This window comes from Moorena sp. SIO3I6 (assembly GCF_010672095.1).
Window position 1 is genome coordinate 1 of record NZ_JAAHHU010000010.1, and the last position, 19,252, is coordinate 19,252.

The window sequence follows — 19,252 nt, forward strand, 5'->3', positions numbered from 1 at the left end:
TTGACTCAGTTGTTCAGCTTTGGTTAGTTGTGCTTGTGCTGATTCCTGTTGTTGGGCAATAGTAGTTTGTCCCACTGTGGGCTGGGGCGTAATTAGTCCTACTGAGATCAAACTAACTAGAGCTGTTGCCCAAATTGTTGGCCGTTTTGGTTTATTTAAACTCATATCTAGCAATTATCATAGCTATGAGGTACACAATTTCTGGATTTTAGGGAACAGGGAATAGGGAACAGGGAACAGTGAAGAGAAAAGACAGAAGAGGGAATAGCTATGGGTTACATCAAGACAGGGAATCAACCTCAAGTAAGACTATAGCTAATATTTATTAGATATAGAGATTATGTTTACTTATTAGCTATTCCCTGTTCCCTGTTCCCTGTTCCCTTTTCCCTTTTCCCTTTTCCCTTTCCTAAAGTATGAACCTTTCCCAAGCAACTATTCCGGTCACGATCATTCTTGTTCCCCAAGGAGCAGAATACCAAGCAATTTGTCGAGGAATCAACCAGATTACTAGTCGTCCATTACCCCTGATTTTATCTATTCCGATAGGAGCAGAGCCTGTAACTCAGTATCTAGAAACATGGTTAAAAACTACAACAAATTTTCCCCAGCACTCCCTACCTAAAGTACTGGTAATGGGATTGTGTGGCAGCTTATCTCCTAACTATTCCGTTGGTGATATTGTTGTGTATAACGATTGTGTTGCTATTGACCGAAACCAAGATAGACCTCAACCACTGGTGCAACAGTGCTGTAGCCAACTGACTAGCTTAGTTCAGCAGCAACTGGGCAACAAGGCTAATAGCGTTGGTGATTCTGGGTATGATTGTGCCCCCCTAGCCCCCCAATTCTGGGGGGAACAAAACTCTAAAAGTCCCCCAAAGTTGGGGGATTTAGGGGGCTTGAGCAAAACCAAACCTACGCGCATTCATACTTCAATGGGGGAACAAAACTCTCAAAGTCCCCCAGAATTGGGGGATTTAGGGGGCTTGAGCAAAACCAAACCTACGCGCATTCATACTTCAACTCAGCAACGCCAAGCTAATTTAGTGAGGGGATTGAGTAGCGATCGCATAATTTGGTCGAGCTCAGAAAAGCGTCAACTCGGTCAGAGCTACCAAGCTGATGTAGTAGATATGGAAGGATTTGCTACCCTATCGGTACTTAATCCCAAAGGATTTGCTGTAGCAATGGTAAGAGTGATTAGTGATGATAGCGACTACAATATCCCAGACCTTACCCCAGCTATTAGTGCTGATGGGTCACTGAAACCCTTCCCCTTAGCCATGGGTATGCTGAAGCAACCAATAGCAGCTACCAGACTAATTCGAGGTTCCCTACGAGGGTTGAAAGTATTACAGCAAGTAAGTATTAGGCTTTTCTCTTAATAAAGTAAAATCAACGATTAGCTGTTTGACCCGGTGGTGCGTTACGGGCCGGGCTATCTCAACCGATGTCAATAGTGGGAAAATCAAGGGGAGCCCGTCCCTAACGCACCCTACGCCTAACTGTCAAAGCTCAACAACACAAATCTAATTGGAACAACTGGGAGTAAGATCGAATCGCTGTTAATCAGGACAACAAGATTCCTCTTCGTATAAGTAATCAGTAACTAGTAAATATGGCATCAAAAGGCTTTCCCATCTTTATTGTAACTATGCTCAAGTCAATCATTGTTCTAGGAGGGCGTCATTGGTGGCTCTCTTTTTTATTGTGGATGGTTCTCATTGCACCAGTTCAGGCAGCGGTAGAACTGCGGATAGCGGTTGAGCAAGGAGTCAAACAGGTAACCTTGGGGAGTTCCACCACAGCCATTGTCCGAGATGGGACAGGTCAAGCCGTGGGAGACTTAAAAGCCATGGCGGGTATGACTGCGGAAACTAACGGTAGTGGGATCAAGTTAGGTCAGTGGCAAGGGAAATCCCTCTGGATTGAACCAAAAGACAATGGTTATGTTTGGATTGGCGATCGCTGGTATCGGGGACGCACTCGACTGGTTAGTTCTCAGAAGAAGTTAACAGCAGTCAACCATGTTGATTTAGAACACTATCTCTATAGCGTGATTGGGGCAGAAATGAGTCCCAGTTGGCCGATAGAAGCCTTGAAAGCCCAAGCAGTAGCAGCTCGTTCCTATGTGCTGCATCAACGGAACAAATCCAAGAGCGATATCTATGATATAGGGGATACCCAGCGTTGGCAAGTTTACAAAGGTCTAAATAGCGAAACCGCCAGCACTCATCAAGCGGTTAATGCCACAGCGGGACAGATCATGACGTATGGTAATAAAGTGATTCTCGCTGTTTTCCATGCTGCCTCTGGAGGACATACAGAAAATGTAGAAGATATTTGGTGGAGTGAACCCATTCCATATCTACAGGGTGTACCTGATTACGATCAGGGCACACCAGTCTACCAGTGGACAAAAAGCTTTTCTGCTAGTCAACTGAGCCAGAAGATTCCTGGTGTTGGTAATATTATCGCCATGACCCCAGTGGAAAGGACACCCCGAGGCAGGGTGATCACTCTTAAAGTAGAAGGCAGTAGGAGTACAAAGACGATTAAGGGCAAGGAATTACGCAAAATCCTAGGTCTGAAAAGTCGGCTGTTTACCGTGTCTAAAACCGAAAATGGTTTCCAATTCAACGGTCGTGGTTATGGTCACGGATTGGGGTTAAGTCAGTGGGGAGCCTACAACTTATCCCGTCGGGGATTGAATTACCTACAAATTTTGAGTCACTATTACTCTAGTGCTAAACTATCCCAGATTGATTGATATCAAATAGCAAAGGGAACAGGGAACAGGGAATAGGGAACAGGGAGTAGGGAGTAGGGAGTAGGGAGTAGGGAGTAGGGAGTAGGGAGTAGGGAGTAGGGAGTAGGGAGTAGGGAGTAGGGAGTAGGGAATAGCGATGCAGCGCGGTCTTGGGGATTTCCCCCATGAGCGACTGCATCAAGACGGGAGTAGGGCTAGTTTGAAGTAAGCTGCTGTGCCTTTAAATTGCCTATTTTCCAATTAGTAAACAATCTAAAAATCCTGCTCCCTGCTCCCTGCTCCCTGTTCCCTATAATCCACAACTTTCGTAACTCACCCTATTTAAAACTGCTATCTACTTTATGACTAACTCGACTTCTAATCCATTAGTTAAGGTATTAAACAACTGGATTTTATCGTTATTCATTATCTTAACTAGTCTTGTCACATTACTCTCCGTAACTAGCTATTTTTTTAGAGATAACATCTACTTAGAATTCACCACTAATTTTAAACATCAATATCTGGTATTAGGGGCATTACCATTAATTTATTTTGCTCTAAATCGCCGCAAACGTTGGTTGATAGTCACGTTATTTTGCTTATTGATTAACTTGACAGAAATCATTCCTTGGTATATACCTAAACTAAGCTTTGGCGCTTCTGGTGAACCCATGGGTCTGTTTCTGTTCAATGTCTCGTTTTCCAATACCCAGTATGCTGATGCTATTGCCTTGGTTAAAGAAGAAAAGCCGACCATTGCCGCTTTTTTAGAAGCAAAAGACCCTTGGCCTAAACAATTAGAAGCTTTAAGAGAGGTTTTACCCTATACTATCAGTATTCCAGAACTTAAGATGGAAGTATACAGTCGTTTACCATTACAAGAATCAGAAATTCTGGAATACGGAAAATCTCGTGGTCTGGTCAAATTAGATTTAAAGATTGCTGGTGCCGACGCTTCAGTCATTGTTACTCACTCCTATCCACAATTTTATTTTGGGAAGCCAGGGGATTTTGGCGTTGCTGATTATGGGTATGATTTTGCCCCCCTAGCCCCCCAATTTTGGGGGGAACAAAACTCTCAAAGTCCCCCAAAGTTGGGGGATTTAGGGGGCTTGACCAAAACCAAACAATCCCGCATTCATACTTCAATTCAGCAACGCCAGCAAGAGGATTTGGAAAAGCAACGTTGGCAGTGGCGCAATCAAGATTTAGAAGAGGAGATTGGGGATTATATCAGACAAATTGAAAAACCAGTGGTGCTAATTGGTGATTTAAACGTTACGATGTGGTCACCCTACTATAAAAGTTTAATCCAAAGTTCGGGATTGCGTGACGCTCGTGCTGGGTTTGGGATTTTACCAACCCTATCACAATTTTCACCAGCCAACCCTTGGTTAGCTATTCCTGTAGACCACTGTTTAGTCAGTCGAGATGTTAAGGTGATCAAGATGAGAACTGGCCCTGATCTTGGTTCATATCATCTTCCGGTCATTACTGATATAGCACTACGCGCAAGTCAGAAGTCAGAAGTCAGAAGTCAGAAGTCAGAAGTCAGAAGTTAGAAGTCAGAAGTTAGAAGTTAGATTTTGAATCAAAAAGGTAACCATTTGTTGAATCTGAGTGAAGTGAAAGCGTCGAAGCCTGTTCCACGCTGACAGCTGACCGCTGACAGCTGACCGCTGACCGCTGACCGCTGTTCGCGTAGCGTGCGCGTAGCGCATATACTTACGTAATTAGTTAGTTGTATCAAGATTCTGAGTAGACCCCAATTCTAAGCGCCGTTCCCACTCCGTATCAATTTGGTCTTTCCGTTCTATATCCTGATCCAATAAATCCTTCTCACTGCTATAAACCAAATTGTCTTCCCGAATCACATTTTGAGCGGCAAACTGTTCCGCATAGGCAATCTTGTTCTGTAAAGCCTGATCAGCCTGATTAAGTGCGATCGCATTTTTCTGCCGTTCTCGATTCTGAGCTTCAATCTGTTTCTTTTTCCGCTGAACCCAGAAGTATCGAAGCAACGGTATAGCCAAGAATCCTACGCCATAAGCCAATAACAGAGGGTAAATTAGCTGCACAAAGACTACAAACCCTCCTAGCTGTGCAGCAATCTCACCCCCCTGCAACAGGGAACCCAGGACTAAGGCTAAAACGAAGTTTACACTCCCTAACCCAATCGCCAGCATAATCTGGTTACTGCTTGCCAGAGAAAACTGCCACAACTTGGCACGAAGATAAGCTGGCACAGATTGTTGATTCTGTTTGGCAGCAGTTGTCTGCAACTTAGGGAAGTGATAGACAATATCCCCTGAGGGGCTAACCTCTGGGCGTCCATCGAATCGGATTAGCACTGGTAACATATAGTCTTCTGACTCTCGCTGGTAGATTTCTCCAAGGTCATCAAGATAGGGAGCAATCTGTTCCGCTGCCACAGCCCCCCCGGAATTGCGAATTACAGTACCAATGGTTTGCCAGCGACGTTCTTCTAAATTACTATTGGGATTGCCATCACCAAACAGAAAGGAGAAAACAGCCTCTAAAAAATTCATTTGCGTTTCTTCCTCCTTAGAACGGGAATTTCGCCGTCTCGAGCGAGCATTACTGTGGGAGTATGATGGGTTGAACCACCAAAACAGATCCGGTCCTATCCATAAACGGGGCAAAAACAGGATTCCGCCGCCACCACCAGAACGACTTCCTCCTCCGCCTCCTCCGTCCGAATCATTGTCACTGCCAGCTTTGAGGCTCAGAACAATAAATGCGATCGCAACAATCATCAACACAATGGAAAGCAGAAGGAAAATCCCGAAGGAAATCCGAATCAGGTAGAATAAAACAGCCCAAACCTTTTCCCACCATGCTTGCAACTGTAGCTTTAAGGACTTGTTGCGGAGAATAGCGCGAAAGTTTTTGGGAAACAGATAAGCAATATCCCCTGACTCGGCCACTTGTAAATGTCCACCTACTTCCGAGGCCAGGACAAGTAAACCTTGCTCGGCTTGATGGATGTTTAAACCCACTTGGGCAGCAACATCCCCAACAGTGACGCGGTAGTCTAGCTGCTCAACAGCTTTCATGATGGTGGGATTGGGAGCCATAATTATGTTTTCTAATACTTAGTTGCGCTCAAAGATAATAGCTTTATAAAACAGAAAGGTCGGACATGTCGGACATCACCGAACCGGAAAACATACTATGTATCAATGGGATACTATGAATGCTATACTTGAGGTCTATGTAAATTTCCCTAGTATCTCTAGTATAGTTTTTTTAAATTTGGGAACTCTGATTACCTTTTTTTTATGGAAATTCTCACAAGCCAAAACCCCGTGTTTTTAAACCACCGGATGTAGGCTCGCAGCGACTTTAGTCGCCTAGAAATATTTTTGGCAAAAGGTTGACAATACCTTCGCGCTAGAGTAATATGAAGATATGGGTACAGGCTGAGAATCCGTTCGCGTAGCGTGGCCTTTGGCCTTGGCGCAACCGGGAGAGAGACCCGCCACTGCTTGACCTTAAAGTAGAAATGCCCGGAGGGTAGGGAAAATCCTCCTTAAAAACCCAATCATCAATTAAAGGTTGGTGTGTGAACCCAGCAGAATCGCATTTTGAGAAAAGAACGGTACGGCGGGGTTAGAAGTTACCGTAAGAAGAGTGGAGCCTTTAAGGGTTACAGGCTATGCATAGAAGGGTTAAAACTTTTTTATTAAGGCTCCACTCTTCTAAGGTTTCGTCTCCGGCACGCCGGAACCAGGTGAAACAGGGAAGCAACGGACTTCATAAGGCACTTCTCAAAAAGTAACTAAACGCTATCGCGAGACTAGCCCGCTGGGTATGCACGTGAACTGAACTAGAATCTTGGTCTTGACGGGATTTCAGTTTAGATATTGCCAAACTTCTGACAGAGTTAGAGACTTGGACACGAAGGTTTAAGGCCGGTCGCAGATCTAGGAATCCCCGTCTCTTTAGAGGGGGGAGTGTCAAAATGGAAGGCTGACAGCAGTTCACAAAACTTAAACCAGAAGCAGAGGTAGCAATGGCACTGATCACCACCGGCAAGTCATTCATCCGGGCACTAGAAAAGTCTGGTGCATTGGCAGTTTATGCACCATTAGAAGGTGGGTTTGAAGGTCGTTATCAGCGGCGTTTGCGAGCTGCTGGCTATACCACCGTTTCCATTACTGCCAAAGGACTAGGAGATCCAGCCGCTTATCTAACTGGAATTCACGGTGTTCGCCCTCCTCATCTGGGCAAGAAAAATATGGGTAAATCATCTGCAGTCGGTGATGTTTACTACCTGCCACCCTTGGTCACCTACCAACTGTCAGCCCTATCTCCCAAATCTAAAGGGTTGGTGCTGTGGATTATTGAAGGAATTATTCTATCTAGTCAAGAAGTTGACTATCTAACCACATTGCCCCAGCAAGAACCACGAGTAAAAGTAATCCTAGAGATGGGAGGAGATCGTGCTTTCCGTTGGCAACCCCTCAAAGAGACTTTGCCGGGACTCGTTTCTGTAGCCAATTTATAGTCTCGGTATAGCTCTGTAAGCATTCAGCGGTCAGCGGTCAGCGGTCAGCTTATTTTATTCAAAAGCGTGGCACAGGCTTCTAGCCTGTGACCTAAGGCATAAGCTAAATACTGATAGCTGATAGCTGATAGCTGATAGCTGATAGCTGATAGCTGATAGCTGATAGCTGATATTTATCGATACCCAACCGCGTTACTAGTCAAAAATGATAAGTTTGATACCCTAGAGGTGTAGGATGAGAGTGGGTAAGACTAGCAATGCTCGAACAACGTGACTACACCTTAATCATCGATAAAAGTGGCAGCATGTCGATTAGGGATCAACTTGCTGGCAAAAGCCGTTGGCAAATGATGCAGGAGTCTACCCTTGCTTTAGCAAGTAAATGTGAAGAATTGGATCCAGATGGCATCACGGTTTATGTATTTTCTGGTCGCTTTAAACGCTACGACAATGTAACCGCAGATAAAGTGCTACAGATATTCCAGGAAAATGAACCATCGGGACGCACGGATTTAGCTGGTGTTTTACTCGATGCCACCAACGACTATTTTAAACGTAAGGCTAGTGGCCAAACCAAAGAAAATGGAGAAACCATCTTAGTCGTCACTGATGGGGAGCCTGATGAACGCAAAGCTGTGATGAAGGTGATCATAGAAGCATCACGGCGTATTGATGTCGATGAAGAACTAGGAATTTCCTTCATCCAAATCGGGAATGATCTCCAGGCAACTAAATTCTTAAAAATATTAGATGATGAGCTGCAAAATGCTGGGGCTAAGTTTGATATCGTAGATACGGTAACTATTGATCAGATGGAGGATATGACTCTCACTGAAGTTTTGATCAATGCTATTATTGATTAAAGGATTAGGAGAAGTTAGTGGGATTTATAGCGTCATGGTTCGAGGCGCTTTAAGTTAACTGTTTCAAAAATATCCCTCAACAGTTAACAAGGTAATAGGAGACCAAAGTCGTGGAATCAATGGATGACTTGTTAGCCCAACTCAAAGCTGAATATGAACAAAAAGATGCTGGTGTTCAACCGCAAGAAAAACCTCTGTTTCAGGAAAAACTAGTTGATTTGCCACTAACTGATCCAGCAACTAGTGCATCACCATCCAAAATACCTGATTGGGTATCTACTGCTGAGGATCGGGAGCTGGCTGAGATGAGAACAGAGTTTGAGAAAAAAGACCAAGAAGAGGTTCTCAAACAACAGCAGGAACTCGAAGCTGAACAAAAACGAGTTCAGCAGCAAAAGCAAAGAGAACGAGAAGCCCTTAATCAGCAAGCCACTGAGTGGCTAAAAGGCTTAACTCCAAACTCAGCAGAAGGGTTGTGGTTTGAAGAATTTTCTGACTCCTATCCCTCCAAACTAGAGGCAGCAATTGATTATTTGCAAGCCTTGAAAGAAACTCGGTCTTGATTGCCAGACTCGTTAAGTATCATCTGATGGTGAGCAGGTAACACAGCTCCTAAGCAAACTGTCAATATTTTACGATTAATCTCTAAGATTATTATTTTAATTTATAATAGTAAATAGAGACAACAGTCAATCAAATAAATCCACCATTACCTACCCTGATAAGCAAGTCTAAGGTGCTGCCGTTGAAAGATGCTTTTAATAATGGTTTCATAATGTTGGCATAATCAACTTCTGCTAAGGGTCCTAAGGCTAAAACATCCAGATGAGCTGTGGGAGTATTAGCTAAGCTAGATTAAGAAATCGTGGCAGTAAAGGTAAGGAGGAAATTTTTTCGTGGGAGGTTCACTCGTGGAAGACCGTGACTATACGTTAATCATCGACAAAAGCGGCAGTATGTCTAGCCCAGACTCCCAAGATAGGAGCAAAAGTCGATGGCAGATTGCCCAAGAGTCTACCTTAGCAGTGGCCAGAAAATGTGAACAGCTCGATCCAGATGGGATTACGGTTTACCTGTTTTCTAGTCGCTTTAGACGGTACGATAACGTTACCTCAGATAAAGTAGAACAAATTTTCCAAGAAAATGATCCCATGGGTCGCACCGATCTCGCTGGTGTGCTAAAGGATGCCACCGATGACTACTTTAAGCGCAAAGCGGCTGGGCAAACCAAACCCAATGGGGAAACATTCTTGGTGATAACCGATGGTGAGCCCGATGACCGCAAAGCCGTAATGCGAGTGATCATTGAAGCATCTCGGCACATAGACCGGGATGAAGAGCTAGGCATTTCCCTGATCCAAGTGGGTAATGATGCCATGGCAACTCGGTTTCTCAAAGCACTTGATGATGACCTTGAAGGAGCTGGGGCTCAATTTGACATCGTGGACACAGTGACTCTGGAAGACATGGAGAATATGACCTTAGCCGAGGTCCTGCTTAACGCGATTATTGATTAACCGAATAAGCGCCAAGATTCCCAATGCTTAAACTCCATCCCACGACTAACTATCACGTGGGATGGGTTTTAATAAAAAGAATTTTGAAATAAAAAAAATTTTCAATTAATTGACACCATTATTTTAGTGAGATCAGCTGTAGAAATTCAACCGCTATATTTGGTGTAAGAATAAAACCAGCTACCCTAAATCTGCATTTTTGGAAAACAATTGAGGGATTTCCCCCCCCGGAAAGGATTGTAAGCGCCTCAAAAAATGCCTTTTTCATTACTCAAATTCTAAAATTAGTCTCCCCATTTTCGGCTTAAAGATTTAGCATATAGGAGTGACTGAACTTTACTATCCCTTACATTCATTAAGGGAGGGTGATTGGTTCAAGCTCATTTGCGGAGCCAGTTTTCAACACCTCCCTGCTGTTAGAAGCCTAACCTTGGCTTACACCCTCGCCGGTGCCGATTGTATTGATGTGGCAGCTGACCCGGCGGTCATTTCGGCGGCGAAAGATGCCTTACAAGTCGCCAGCACCATGGGAAATGAAGCCAAACAGCGAGGGTTTGGATTCTGTGGCAGACCATGGCTGATGGTGAGCTTGAATGATGGGGAAGACCCCCATTTCCGAAAAGCCGAATTTGACTCAGATTTGTGTCCAGGGGACTGCCCCCGTCCCTGTGAAAAGATTTGCCCAGCACAAGCAATTACTTTCCAGAATGGCAGTGAAGCTTACTCTGGTGTGCTCGACCAACGCTGCTATGGCTGTGGTCGTTGTCTGCCAGTTTGCCCCCATCAGCTGATCACTACTCGCTCATACGTATCAGCTCCTTTTGCGATCGCACCCCTGATTCTAAGCAATGACGTTGATGCTATAGAAATTCACACCAAAGTCGGGAATTTACCAGATTTTAAAAGACTCTGGAATGCGATCGCACCCTGGTGCGCTCAACTCAAACTCCTAGCCATTAGCTGCCCAGATGGTAAAGATTTGATTGACTACCTAAAGGAAATCTACCAACTCATCCAGCCTTTACCCTGTCCTCTAATCTGGCAAACTGATGGACGTCCTATGAGTGGGGATATAGGCATGGGTACAACTCATGCTGCTATCAAACTCGCTCAGAAAGTCATCGCTGCTGGATTACCAGGATACGTACAGTTAGCTGGTGGTACCAATAACCACACCGTCAGCAAACTAAGAGCAGCTAGGCTTTTGAAGCTAGCCCAAGTTGATAGGTTGCCGGTTGAACGTTCTTACAACAACCTTGGCCAAAAGGCCACCCTAGGCGAACAACCAAATAACCTACCCTACGTTGCCGGTGTGGCTTACGGTAGCTACGCCCGAGTTCTACTCTCACCGATTCTAGAAAAGTTAGAACAAGACTATGACCAAAACGTTGATCACCACCAGGGATTCGTGCCTAATCCCTCTTATAGAAACCTTGAAGATGTACCCGATCTGCTCTGGCAGGCTGTGGCAGATGCCCATGCCCTGGTGGCTCAACTCAAATCAGTCAAAAAAATTCCTCAGAGTATTTAATGTTCTTGACTTTAATCGAGGAATACTGTTGGATTAAATTAGCATAAAAACCTTCAATTATTAGGGAGTAAAATTAGACATGACCTAAATCCAAAACCTGACTAACAACCGAAAGTTAAACAGGGCAAAAGTTAACAGCAGAAATCGCTTTATTTGGTCAAAACAAATGGTGAATTTTCCACTAAACAAGCTTTCAGAGCAACAACTGTCATTCAATCAAGAATCACCAGTGGTTTATGAAAATAACTTGGTTGAGGCGATGACCGTTAGTGGTCACTCCTCAGAGGTAAGTGACAATCTTCAACTAGATTTTGCCACTATACCTACCAAGGAACACCAAGAAACAGTGGACAAAACTCAGGGGATTTCAAACTGTGAAAAAATTACAGATGACCTACCAAAATTACTAGACATATTGCCCGCCGAAATTCGGTCATCATTGGAGCAACATCCTGAAAAGGACAGTTTGATCGAAGTAATTATGGATCTCGGTCGCTTCCCAGAAGTGCGCTTTCGTGATCGGGCAGAGTACCTTTCTGATACACCAGTTACTATCGCACAAATCAATCACTGTGTTGAGCGAGTTGGATCCTTTAGCGGTGATAACCGAGCCGGAATTGAGGGTACCTTGCACCGCATTAGTGCGATTCGGAACCGTCCAGGGGAAATTATTGGCTTAACCTGTCGTGTGGGTCGAGCGGTCTTTGGTACCATCGGCATGATTCGTGACTTAGTCGAAACTGGTAAGTCAATTTTGATGCTTGGGCGTCCTGGTGTAGGCAAAACTACTGCTTTACGGGAAATTGCCCGAGTTCTGGCAGACGAATTAGACAAACGGGTCGTGATTATCGACACCTCTAACGAAATTGCTGGAGATGGCGATATTCCCCACCCAGCTATTGGTCGAGCCCGACGGATGCAGGTCGCTAGCCCAGAACATCAGCATCAGGTGATGATTGAGGCGGTGGAAAACCATATGCCAGAAGTGATCGTTATCGATGAAATTGGCACAGAACTGGAAGCTCAGGCCGCTCGTACCATTGCGGAACGGGGGGTGATGCTGGTGGGAACTGCTCACGGCAATCGGATTGAAAACTTGATTAAAAATCCCACTCTTTCGGATTTAGTAGGCGGTATCCAGGCTGTAACCCTAGGCGATGACGAAGCCAGACGGCGAGGCTCCCAGAAAACCGTTTTGGAGCGAAAAGCCCCCCCAACCTTTGAAATCGCTGTAGAAATGCTAGAGCGTAAGCGTTGGGTAGTACATGAAAGTGTTGCGGACACGGTTGATAATTTACTCAGGGGACGTCAACCAAATCCTCCAGTCAGGACAGAAGATGAAAATGGTAAGGTAACCATTACCCGAGAATTACCTAGCGCTCCAGTTACCACTCCCCTAAATGGTCGGAGCAAGGGTCACCTTACCCTAACGACTCCTAGCCAACCAAAAGGTTGGCGTTCATCTGGGCAGATGAATCCCCTATCCCTTCAAGAACCAAAGCCAGCTCGGGAAAATAGCACCTTTGAACAGCTGCTGGCTGAATCTTGGTCACAGCAAGAGCTCTTGGGTCAAGGGATGGAGATGTTAGGACCTAATGGTGAGGATTTGCCACTACAGGTGTATCCTTACGGCATTAGTCGTCATCAAATCGAGCAAGTGATCCAAATCCTCAATTTGCCTGTGGTCTTGACAAAAAACATGGATACTGCTGATGTGGTTTTAGGATTGCGATCGCATGTCAAAAACCACTCCAAGCTCAAGTCCATTGCTAAATCTCGTCAGATCCCGATTCACGCTATCAAAGCTAGCTCCATCCCCCAGATTACTCGGGCATTAAGGCGTCTGTTGCACATGGATGACCCCACAATTCCCGATGCTGCTGATTTGGAGTTATTTGCCCAAAGCGTTAGCGAGGATGAAATCGAGGCTCTAGAAGAAGCCCGTTTAGCAGTTGAGCAAATTGTGATTCCCAAAGGCCAACCTGTAGAATTGTTGCCCAGATCGCCTAAAGTGCGGAAAATGCAACACGAGTTAGTTGAACACTATCGCCTCAAGTCTTCTAGCTTTGGCGATGAACCCAACCGACGTTTACGGATTTATCCGGCGTGAATATAGGTTGAAAAGGAAGAGGGGGGAAAAAACATGCGGAGGTCAGACAATCAATCTCTCTTTCTCTTCCTTCCGGTGACCATTCCTCCATTACTCCATTACCCTTTCGCCCAAACAAAGAAAAAATAATCAAAAAAAATACTTGACATATTCCCAGTCAAATCTGTTATCATCAAAGAAGTGGAATGAATGGGGTGTAGCCAAGCGGTAAGGCAGCGGGTTTTGGTCCCGCCATTCCTAGGTTCGAATCCTAGCACCCCAGTTACAGTATTTAGGTTATGGTAGTAAATCAAAAACTAACCTGATAATGCAGCAAAATAAGAAGCTTCTAAAGACTTTAGAAGCTTCTTAATGTATTTTAAGGGTATTTTAAGGGGCCTTAAAACTAGCGGCGGCGTCTGAAGGAACGACTACCACCACGACTACTACCAAAGCCAGAAGGCGATCGCTTCGTGCTGCCAAAACCACTGCTTCTTGGTTTGGCTTTCTTAGTACTAGATGGACTAGAGGTGCGTAACTGACTTGAGCCGAAACCACTTCCTGTGGAGCGATTAGCGTTGGGTGAGGCTTTACGAGTAGTGGCTTGATTAGCTGCAGGAGATTTTCTTAAGCTACCAGTCGTGCGGAAAGAGCGAGTATTTTTAACCACGGGTGGCGGTGCTTTGTACCGTGTTTCATATCGCTTCACTGCTTGACTATAGCTGTTACCATACCCACCATAACCATTCAGAACCCCTCCCGGTTGATAAACCGGTGGAACATAGTATTGAGGTCGAAATAGCATACTACCTATAGCTTGACCAGCCAAAGCACCAGCAAAAGGAGCCCAGAAACTGGATTGCTGACGCACGATTACTGTTTCTTGTTGACCAGTTTGAGGATTAGATCTAGTCTCAGTGACATTGTGGACATATTCAATCCGGAAGTCTTCAGTTAGGTACATCACCGGCTGATTGTCATCAATACTCAGATACGTATTTTCCCCAGCAGCAACCTGCTCTTCAGTCAGACGTGCCATCTGCAAATCCCTGCTCCGAAAAACTGGCGGACTACCCGCAGGAGTATTGAGTACCATTAGGGTATATACCCCATTAACATCATCGTAGGTTGCCTGTTGTACGGGATATTTCCCATCACTCAACCGAGTTGGAGTAAAGGATGTACTCCCACCCCGATTCAGCGACACTTGGCTTGAGTTAGGAGAACCACACCCTACTGTGGTCCAACATAAGGTTAGAGATAGAACAAAAATCGCAACTGTACGTAACATATAGTTAAAAAAGTTTTCTTAAATCACTATTGTTCTGTTAAATCACTATTGTCTAATCGCGCTTGTCTAATCGCGCTTGGCTATGGGCTAGTTAATTTGTCAAACAAAAATTTGGGGAAGATTTTTCGTTCGTCTTGCCCATCACCCCATCACCCCATCACTGTTTCTACTGATAGTGATAACTATAACACTATCTATATTTATTTAATTTACTTATGATTAGAGGGGAACCAGTTCCGGGAAATTGAGTAAAATTTGCTCATCAGTCAGTTCGTCACCCAACTGTGCTGGAGAGAAGTGAACCTGGATAGCTTGCAAACTTTCCTGATAGTGGAGATTAATCAATGCCTTTAGACCTGCTTCGAGGTACTCAACACTAGCTAGGTTAGTTTCTAGTTCAGGAACTTCCCCTTCGTAGGCTACTGTGATCATAACAATTACGTTTTGGGTCACAGGTATGGATAAAGGTTCATTGTCAGGTAAGGGTGTAGTGAAATCTGGTTCAGACAGGTAGCGCCCAGCTGAGTCAGTAAACAGTTCATTAACGTAGTCCCCAGCTTCTCCTTCCTTCCAAAAGACATCTCCTTCATTCGCTGCCGATTGCCAGTAGATCTGCAGCTGTAGCAGGTTTTGACAAATTGCTACCAGTTCTTCCCCTAACACCTTCAAATCCCCGTCTGATTCAACGGCCTCCCGTGCCGCACGATTGAGTACCCCCAACAAGGGTGTTACTTCTGAACCAGCTAAGTGTACAAACAAACGAAAAACTACAAATCTAGTTTTGCCACCAAATTTATTTAAGCGATCGCGCCAAGAACTCATCCTTCTGTCGGCTAACTTACGCCGTTAATTAATCTCAATTATCCTATCTATCCTACTCTAGCGCATTGCTCACTACCCATACTGGATCACCGAACACCCGCATTGGTAAGGCAGAGCAAGGGGAGTTATATCAAGTCTGCTATTAAGGGGAGGGTGGGAGGTGTGGGGAGATGGGGAGATGGGGAGATGGGGAGAAACGGGAGAAACGGGAGATTTTTATTAAGGGTAATTATCCTGACAAGATATTAGGTAGGGAAAACCAAGTCAACTGTGTCCGTTTGATCAGAAAAAAAAACAGGAGCAATCGCTTCTGCACCAGTCAACCGCAGCTGACTGAGCAATCACTCCTGAACACACCCCGTTTTTGGAATCTGTAGCGGTTTATACCAATTATCTAACAAAACGACAAGAGGTTTGAGCCATCTGTATCGAACTGGCTTGACTTGAAGGGGATCTCACCATCTTTGTGACGGTTGAGGGTTGACTGTCAACTGTTAACCGTTAACCGTTAAACGTCAGCAATCAACCAGTTGCTTAGTGCCTTGCCAGTTAACTAGGTTAACCTAGTTAACTGGCATCAACTCATCCTACTTTTCTTCTGAACTCAATTAAGTTTGACCTGTGTTTTGTTACTGACAGTGGTTTTGTTTCTGACAGTGCTGTAATATTAATATCGTGATCTTTGGTAAAATATGGTTTACACAAAGTCATAATACGCTGTTGCCACCATTGCTTTTCTGTAATCTGTTGCTCAAAAAAGTCGGGCATAAACTCATAGGAACTAATCAGGCGACGACCGAGGTATAACACTAGTTGCTCTGCCTTATAATCTTCTGCGTGATAAGTTGACCAATCGTCGATTAGGTTTAAATCCCATACCCCAATCCACTCTTGGTTTTTGAAGGGGTCAATTAGGCTAATACCGATACGATGAGAGACGTTACTAATCGGTAAATTAACAATTTATCTTTTGGTGTTACCTGGTTTTCTTTGGCGATTGCTTCTCTGGAAATATCTATCTAAATCCGCTAGGTTATCTAGAGTAATTAGTAAGTATTGTCTTTGGAGCAGCTCACAGTTAAATCGCCATGTGCTGACAGCTCCCGGTGTGTTTCTTTCCAGAAGCAACAACTTACAGCCTTTTCCTGGCAGCTGTCGCATCACTAGAGGCGTATAGTACTGTTCTATTTTTCTTCCTATAATCCCTTGGATCCATTGTTTAGTGATGTGTAGCCATTGCTTTCTAGAGTCAAGTTTACTATAATAATCTAGGACAGTTATACAATTAATTTTAGAAGTAGTAGTAGATTTAACACCCTTTTTAAAGGTGTTGGCAACCCTGAATAAATGCTATTGACTAATTGCAAACTAGTCAGCAGCGTCTTCTAGTTGAGATAGATAGTTGAGATAGATAGTTGAGATAGATAGCTGAGATAGATAGCTGAGATAGATAATAGATAGCTGAGATAGATAGCTGAGATAGATAGCTGAGATATACAGCTGAGATAGATAATAGATAGCTGATATAGTCTTCCTTATGAAATTAGAACTCAACCGGTGACTAACTAGACAACTAACTAAACCATAAGTCTTGACTAATCAGTACGTTAAGTGATGGTACTAGACATGATATTACTCCTCTTCATCCATAGAGGAATTTACTAGCAGTTGAATTATTCCTTTGCCTTTTGAGAAGATTGTAGATTTATTAATTTCAATACCTAGCCCCAAGCCAATCAAGGTTAACCCACTCACTAAGAGACTAGAAGGAGGCGACTTGGTCGCAAAAGAAATATTTTCCTCACCATTTACCCGTTCATAGGAGGCTTCCAGTGACTGGAATCCCAAAATCATCGCCACAATCAGAGCAAAAATATACCCTCCCCTTACTATCGCCTGTTTGTCATTATGATTTCGAGTTGGATAATTCACCAAACTACTCGTGCTTGCTTCACAGTTCTGATTGCCAGAAGGCACCGAATTAATTGATTGGTTGTGCATAGTTATTTGTTGGCAAACAGTTTTAGGGAAATAAATCGCTGTTGGCTACCTAGCTCAAGTAGACCTAAAGATTCAGCGATGAGTTATTGAATGAGTGTACTTAATTGACCGGTCAAGTAAGTCAGGTAACACGTTATCGTTGGCGTAGGGTGACCATTCGCGTAGCGTGGCCATTAGGCCAAGGTCAATCCTTAAGCGGCAAGCCGCTTACCTAGGTAACAGGATCAAAGATTTTGAGTCTTGGTGGTGAGTGATGGCTGATGGAAAATGGAAACTAACTTGCTAAGGGTTCTGATATTAGTTCCCAAGCATTGACATTGCTGACACCAATGCGCACTGGTACGTTCAGATAATCCTCTACCAGGTAATAATCTGTCTCATAGCGGCCTAATGTGCCATCGGGACGCCTGAGGGTGTACTGGAATTTGGGAATGTAACGCTCCCGAGTCAATCGATCAATTAGTTCGTTATAGTCATCCCGACTATCACGCCACAAGTAGCGATAATTAAAGCCAGTCCACTGATGGGGTTGGAGAATACCCCGCTCCGGTGCAAGTAGGTCATTGGTATGTAAGCAAACATCATTCCACATTGACGTAATTACTACAATTAGACCTTCTTCACGCTTTTCTTTGATAAAATCATTAACACGAAGGTAGTTGGCTCCTAGCAAATAGGTTCCGCTTTGGGGTATTGGTCCGGTCATAGTTGTCTGGCTCCTGAGTATGGAGGTGGGAATTTGGTAAGGTCGCTCGCATCCGGGCCAAGATACAATAGCCCGTTGAAGCCTGAGTTTTTGAGCAGATACAGCCAGCTCACTAGCATGTCGCCTTAGAGCATAAGCCGCTAAGCGTGATGGAGCTTCAATATTGAAACTCTCGGTGGTAACTGATAGATGGCACCCTGAGAAAAAGAAATTGTCCATTGTTGAAGACTGAAACCTAAAATGACACGCTGAGTAGTGAGTGTTGCTCTTAAGCAAGTTAAACCGGACCAACGGAGACTATGGCTAACTACTATGGCTAACTACTATGGCTAACTACTATGGCTAACTACTATGGCTAACTATGGTTGTTGATCTATCGTTGTTGATTTATGGTTGTTGATCTAAGTAACCGACGGCTTCCATAGTACAGTAACTGGCAGGATTGATTTTAGCCAAAAATCGATTCAAAAACCGATAATTTCTCTAACAAATCCCCTCTGATAGCAATCACCATTGGCAGCTGTTAGTCCGATCACGGTTATTGAATCCTTGGCGACTCGCTGTTGCTCGACAATTTTGGAACACCGTAAAAACAGCGATCGCGAATCTCGACTAACTCATCGGTTGTCCAAGGTTCACCATTGTTCTTGCATAGCACTACACCCAAACCAATCAAGTCATCATCTGTGGGTCGGTTTCCTTCCATGATGGCTTGCAGGTTTTCAACGCTAACTTCACTTAATCGTGATAGTTCTTCCAAGTTCCAGCCATGAATCAGATCAGCAATGGTAGGAGTTTGTGCTGGAACTGCTGATATTTGGCTGCTGTCTAGGTAGTTAAAAAATTTAGTCAGCGCATCTTCTAGTCCTTCACTGTAGTCAAGTTCGTGTTCGACACAGTAGTTGCGGAAGCGCTTTAGTAGATGTTTGGGAATATGTCCTCGCAGTAATGCATACCGGGGATCTGTCTTTTTGTGAACCAATGTCCTTGTCCTCTAGCTCCAGAGAGAGCAACATCTGATTGTCCTCTTATAAGTTTGGCACATTTTGTCACGATATACTTCTATTGGTATATCGTGATATCATGACAAATGGCTAATACACAGGTTAATACACTTAGGTAGTTACTACACTTAGGGGGTTTATT

Annotated in this window: 19 protein-coding genes and 1 tRNA gene; 11 read left to right on the forward strand and 9 right to left on the reverse strand. The window is 44.2% G+C overall.

The features are described from left to right. The first annotated feature begins 416 nt into the window (after positions 1-416). Both F6K49_RS05835 and F6K49_RS05840 read left to right on the forward strand, forming a co-directional pair. Positions 417-1,388: a phosphorylase gene (locus F6K49_RS05835; protein WP_293094945.1), complete on the forward strand. Its 972-nt coding sequence runs from the start codon at positions 417-419 to the stop codon at positions 1,386-1,388. 269 nt (positions 1,389-1,657) lie between these two features. Then, entirely contained in the window at positions 1,658-2,773 is a 1,116-nt protein-coding gene (locus F6K49_RS05840; protein WP_075906619.1) for a SpoIID/LytB domain-containing protein, read from the forward strand. On the opposite strand, the gene F6K49_RS05845 is transcribed toward F6K49_RS05840, so the two are convergent. Continuing rightward, positions 2,751-2,939, reverse strand: a complete 189-nt coding sequence (locus F6K49_RS05845; protein WP_293094951.1) for a hypothetical protein — start codon at positions 2,937-2,939, stop codon at positions 2,751-2,753. The genes F6K49_RS05840 and F6K49_RS05845 overlap by 23 nt on opposite strands. A gap of 175 nt (positions 2,940-3,114) precedes the next feature. Between F6K49_RS05845 and F6K49_RS05850 the strand changes: the two genes are divergently transcribed. Continuing rightward, positions 3,115-4,317, forward strand: a complete 1,203-nt coding sequence (locus F6K49_RS05850; RefSeq protein ID WP_293094956.1) for an endonuclease/exonuclease/phosphatase family protein — start codon at positions 3,115-3,117, stop codon at positions 4,315-4,317. 3 nt (positions 4,318-4,320) lie between these two features. Here the strand turns inward: F6K49_RS05850 and F6K49_RS05855 are convergent, their stop codons facing one another. Together F6K49_RS05855 and F6K49_RS05860 are read right to left on the reverse strand one after the other, a co-directional pair. Next, entirely contained in the window at positions 4,321-4,476 is a 156-nt protein-coding gene (locus tag F6K49_RS05855) for a hypothetical protein (protein WP_293094961.1), read from the reverse strand. A gap of 12 nt (positions 4,477-4,488) precedes the next feature. Then, positions 4,489-5,853: a hypothetical protein gene (locus F6K49_RS05860; protein ID WP_293094965.1), complete on the reverse strand. Its 1,365-nt coding sequence runs from the start codon at positions 5,851-5,853 to the stop codon at positions 4,489-4,491. Positions 5,854-6,791: 938 nt separating this feature from the next. On the opposite strand from F6K49_RS05860, the gene F6K49_RS05865 reads away from it, so the two are divergent. From F6K49_RS05865 to F6K49_RS05895, 7 genes are all read left to right on the forward strand, one after another. Further along, positions 6,792-7,286, forward strand: a complete 495-nt coding sequence (locus tag F6K49_RS05865) for an NAD(P)H-quinone oxidoreductase subunit N (RefSeq protein ID WP_075904547.1) — start codon at positions 6,792-6,794, stop codon at positions 7,284-7,286. Positions 7,287-7,543: 257 nt separating this feature from the next. Continuing rightward, positions 7,544-8,149, forward strand: coding sequence for a VWA domain-containing protein (locus tag F6K49_RS05870; RefSeq protein WP_293066209.1), 606 nt, complete (start codon positions 7,544-7,546; stop codon positions 8,147-8,149). Positions 8,150-8,268: 119 nt separating this feature from the next. Then, positions 8,269-8,712, forward strand: coding sequence for a hypothetical protein (locus F6K49_RS05875; RefSeq protein WP_293095023.1), 444 nt, complete (start codon positions 8,269-8,271; stop codon positions 8,710-8,712). Positions 8,713-9,045: 333 nt separating this feature from the next. Continuing rightward, complete coding sequence (locus F6K49_RS05880; protein ID WP_293019126.1) at positions 9,046-9,666, forward strand: VWA domain-containing protein; 621 nt, start codon at positions 9,046-9,048, stop codon at positions 9,664-9,666. A 325-nt stretch (positions 9,667-9,991) separates the two neighbouring features. Beyond that, on the forward strand, positions 9,992-11,197 hold the full coding sequence (ldpA, locus tag F6K49_RS05885; protein ID WP_293094974.1) for a circadian clock protein LdpA: 1,206 nt from the start codon (positions 9,992-9,994) through the stop codon (positions 11,195-11,197). 166 nt (positions 11,198-11,363) lie between these two features. Continuing rightward, a complete protein-coding gene (locus F6K49_RS05890) occupies positions 11,364-13,307 on the forward strand; it encodes a R3H domain-containing nucleic acid-binding protein (RefSeq protein ID WP_293094979.1) in 1,944 nt (647 codons plus the stop codon). A gap of 190 nt (positions 13,308-13,497) precedes the next feature. After that, positions 13,498-13,569: transfer RNA gene (locus tag F6K49_RS05895), tRNA-Gln, on the forward strand. Between the two features lie 123 nt (positions 13,570-13,692). Here the strand turns inward: F6K49_RS05895 and F6K49_RS05900 are convergent. After that, positions 13,693-14,577, reverse strand: coding sequence for a hypothetical protein (locus tag F6K49_RS05900; RefSeq protein WP_293080739.1), 885 nt, complete (start codon positions 14,575-14,577; stop codon positions 13,693-13,695). A 219-nt stretch (positions 14,578-14,796) separates the two neighbouring features. Further along, positions 14,797-15,399, reverse strand: coding sequence for a DUF1517 domain-containing protein (locus F6K49_RS05905; RefSeq protein ID WP_293019131.1), 603 nt, complete (start codon positions 15,397-15,399; stop codon positions 14,797-14,799). 170 nt (positions 15,400-15,569) lie between these two features. Here F6K49_RS05905 and F6K49_RS05910 point away from each other — a divergent pair, with 170 nt between their 5' ends. Beyond that, positions 15,570-15,776, forward strand: coding sequence for a hypothetical protein (locus F6K49_RS05910; protein ID WP_293019133.1), 207 nt, complete (start codon positions 15,570-15,572; stop codon positions 15,774-15,776). Positions 15,777-15,981: 205 nt separating this feature from the next. On the opposite strand, the gene F6K49_RS05915 is transcribed toward F6K49_RS05910, so the two are convergent. The 4 genes from F6K49_RS05915 to F6K49_RS05930 form a co-directional block, all read right to left on the reverse strand. After that, a complete protein-coding gene (locus F6K49_RS05915; RefSeq protein WP_293094990.1) occupies positions 15,982-16,209 on the reverse strand; it encodes a hypothetical protein in 228 nt (75 codons plus the stop codon). 822 nt (positions 16,210-17,031) lie between these two features. Further along, positions 17,032-17,400: a hypothetical protein gene (locus F6K49_RS05920; protein ID WP_293019137.1), complete on the reverse strand. Its 369-nt coding sequence runs from the start codon at positions 17,398-17,400 to the stop codon at positions 17,032-17,034. Between the two features lie 274 nt (positions 17,401-17,674). Continuing rightward, positions 17,675-18,325 carry a hypothetical protein gene (locus F6K49_RS05925; protein ID WP_293019139.1) on the reverse strand — a complete coding sequence of 217 codons (651 nt, stop codon included), beginning with the start codon at positions 18,323-18,325 and terminating at the stop codon, positions 17,675-17,677. Positions 18,326-18,644: 319 nt separating this feature from the next. Continuing rightward, positions 18,645-19,088 (reverse strand): hypothetical protein, encoded by a 444-nt coding sequence (locus F6K49_RS05930; protein ID WP_293094995.1) that lies wholly within the window; start codon positions 19,086-19,088, stop codon positions 18,645-18,647. Positions 19,089-19,252: the final 164 nt, after the last annotated feature.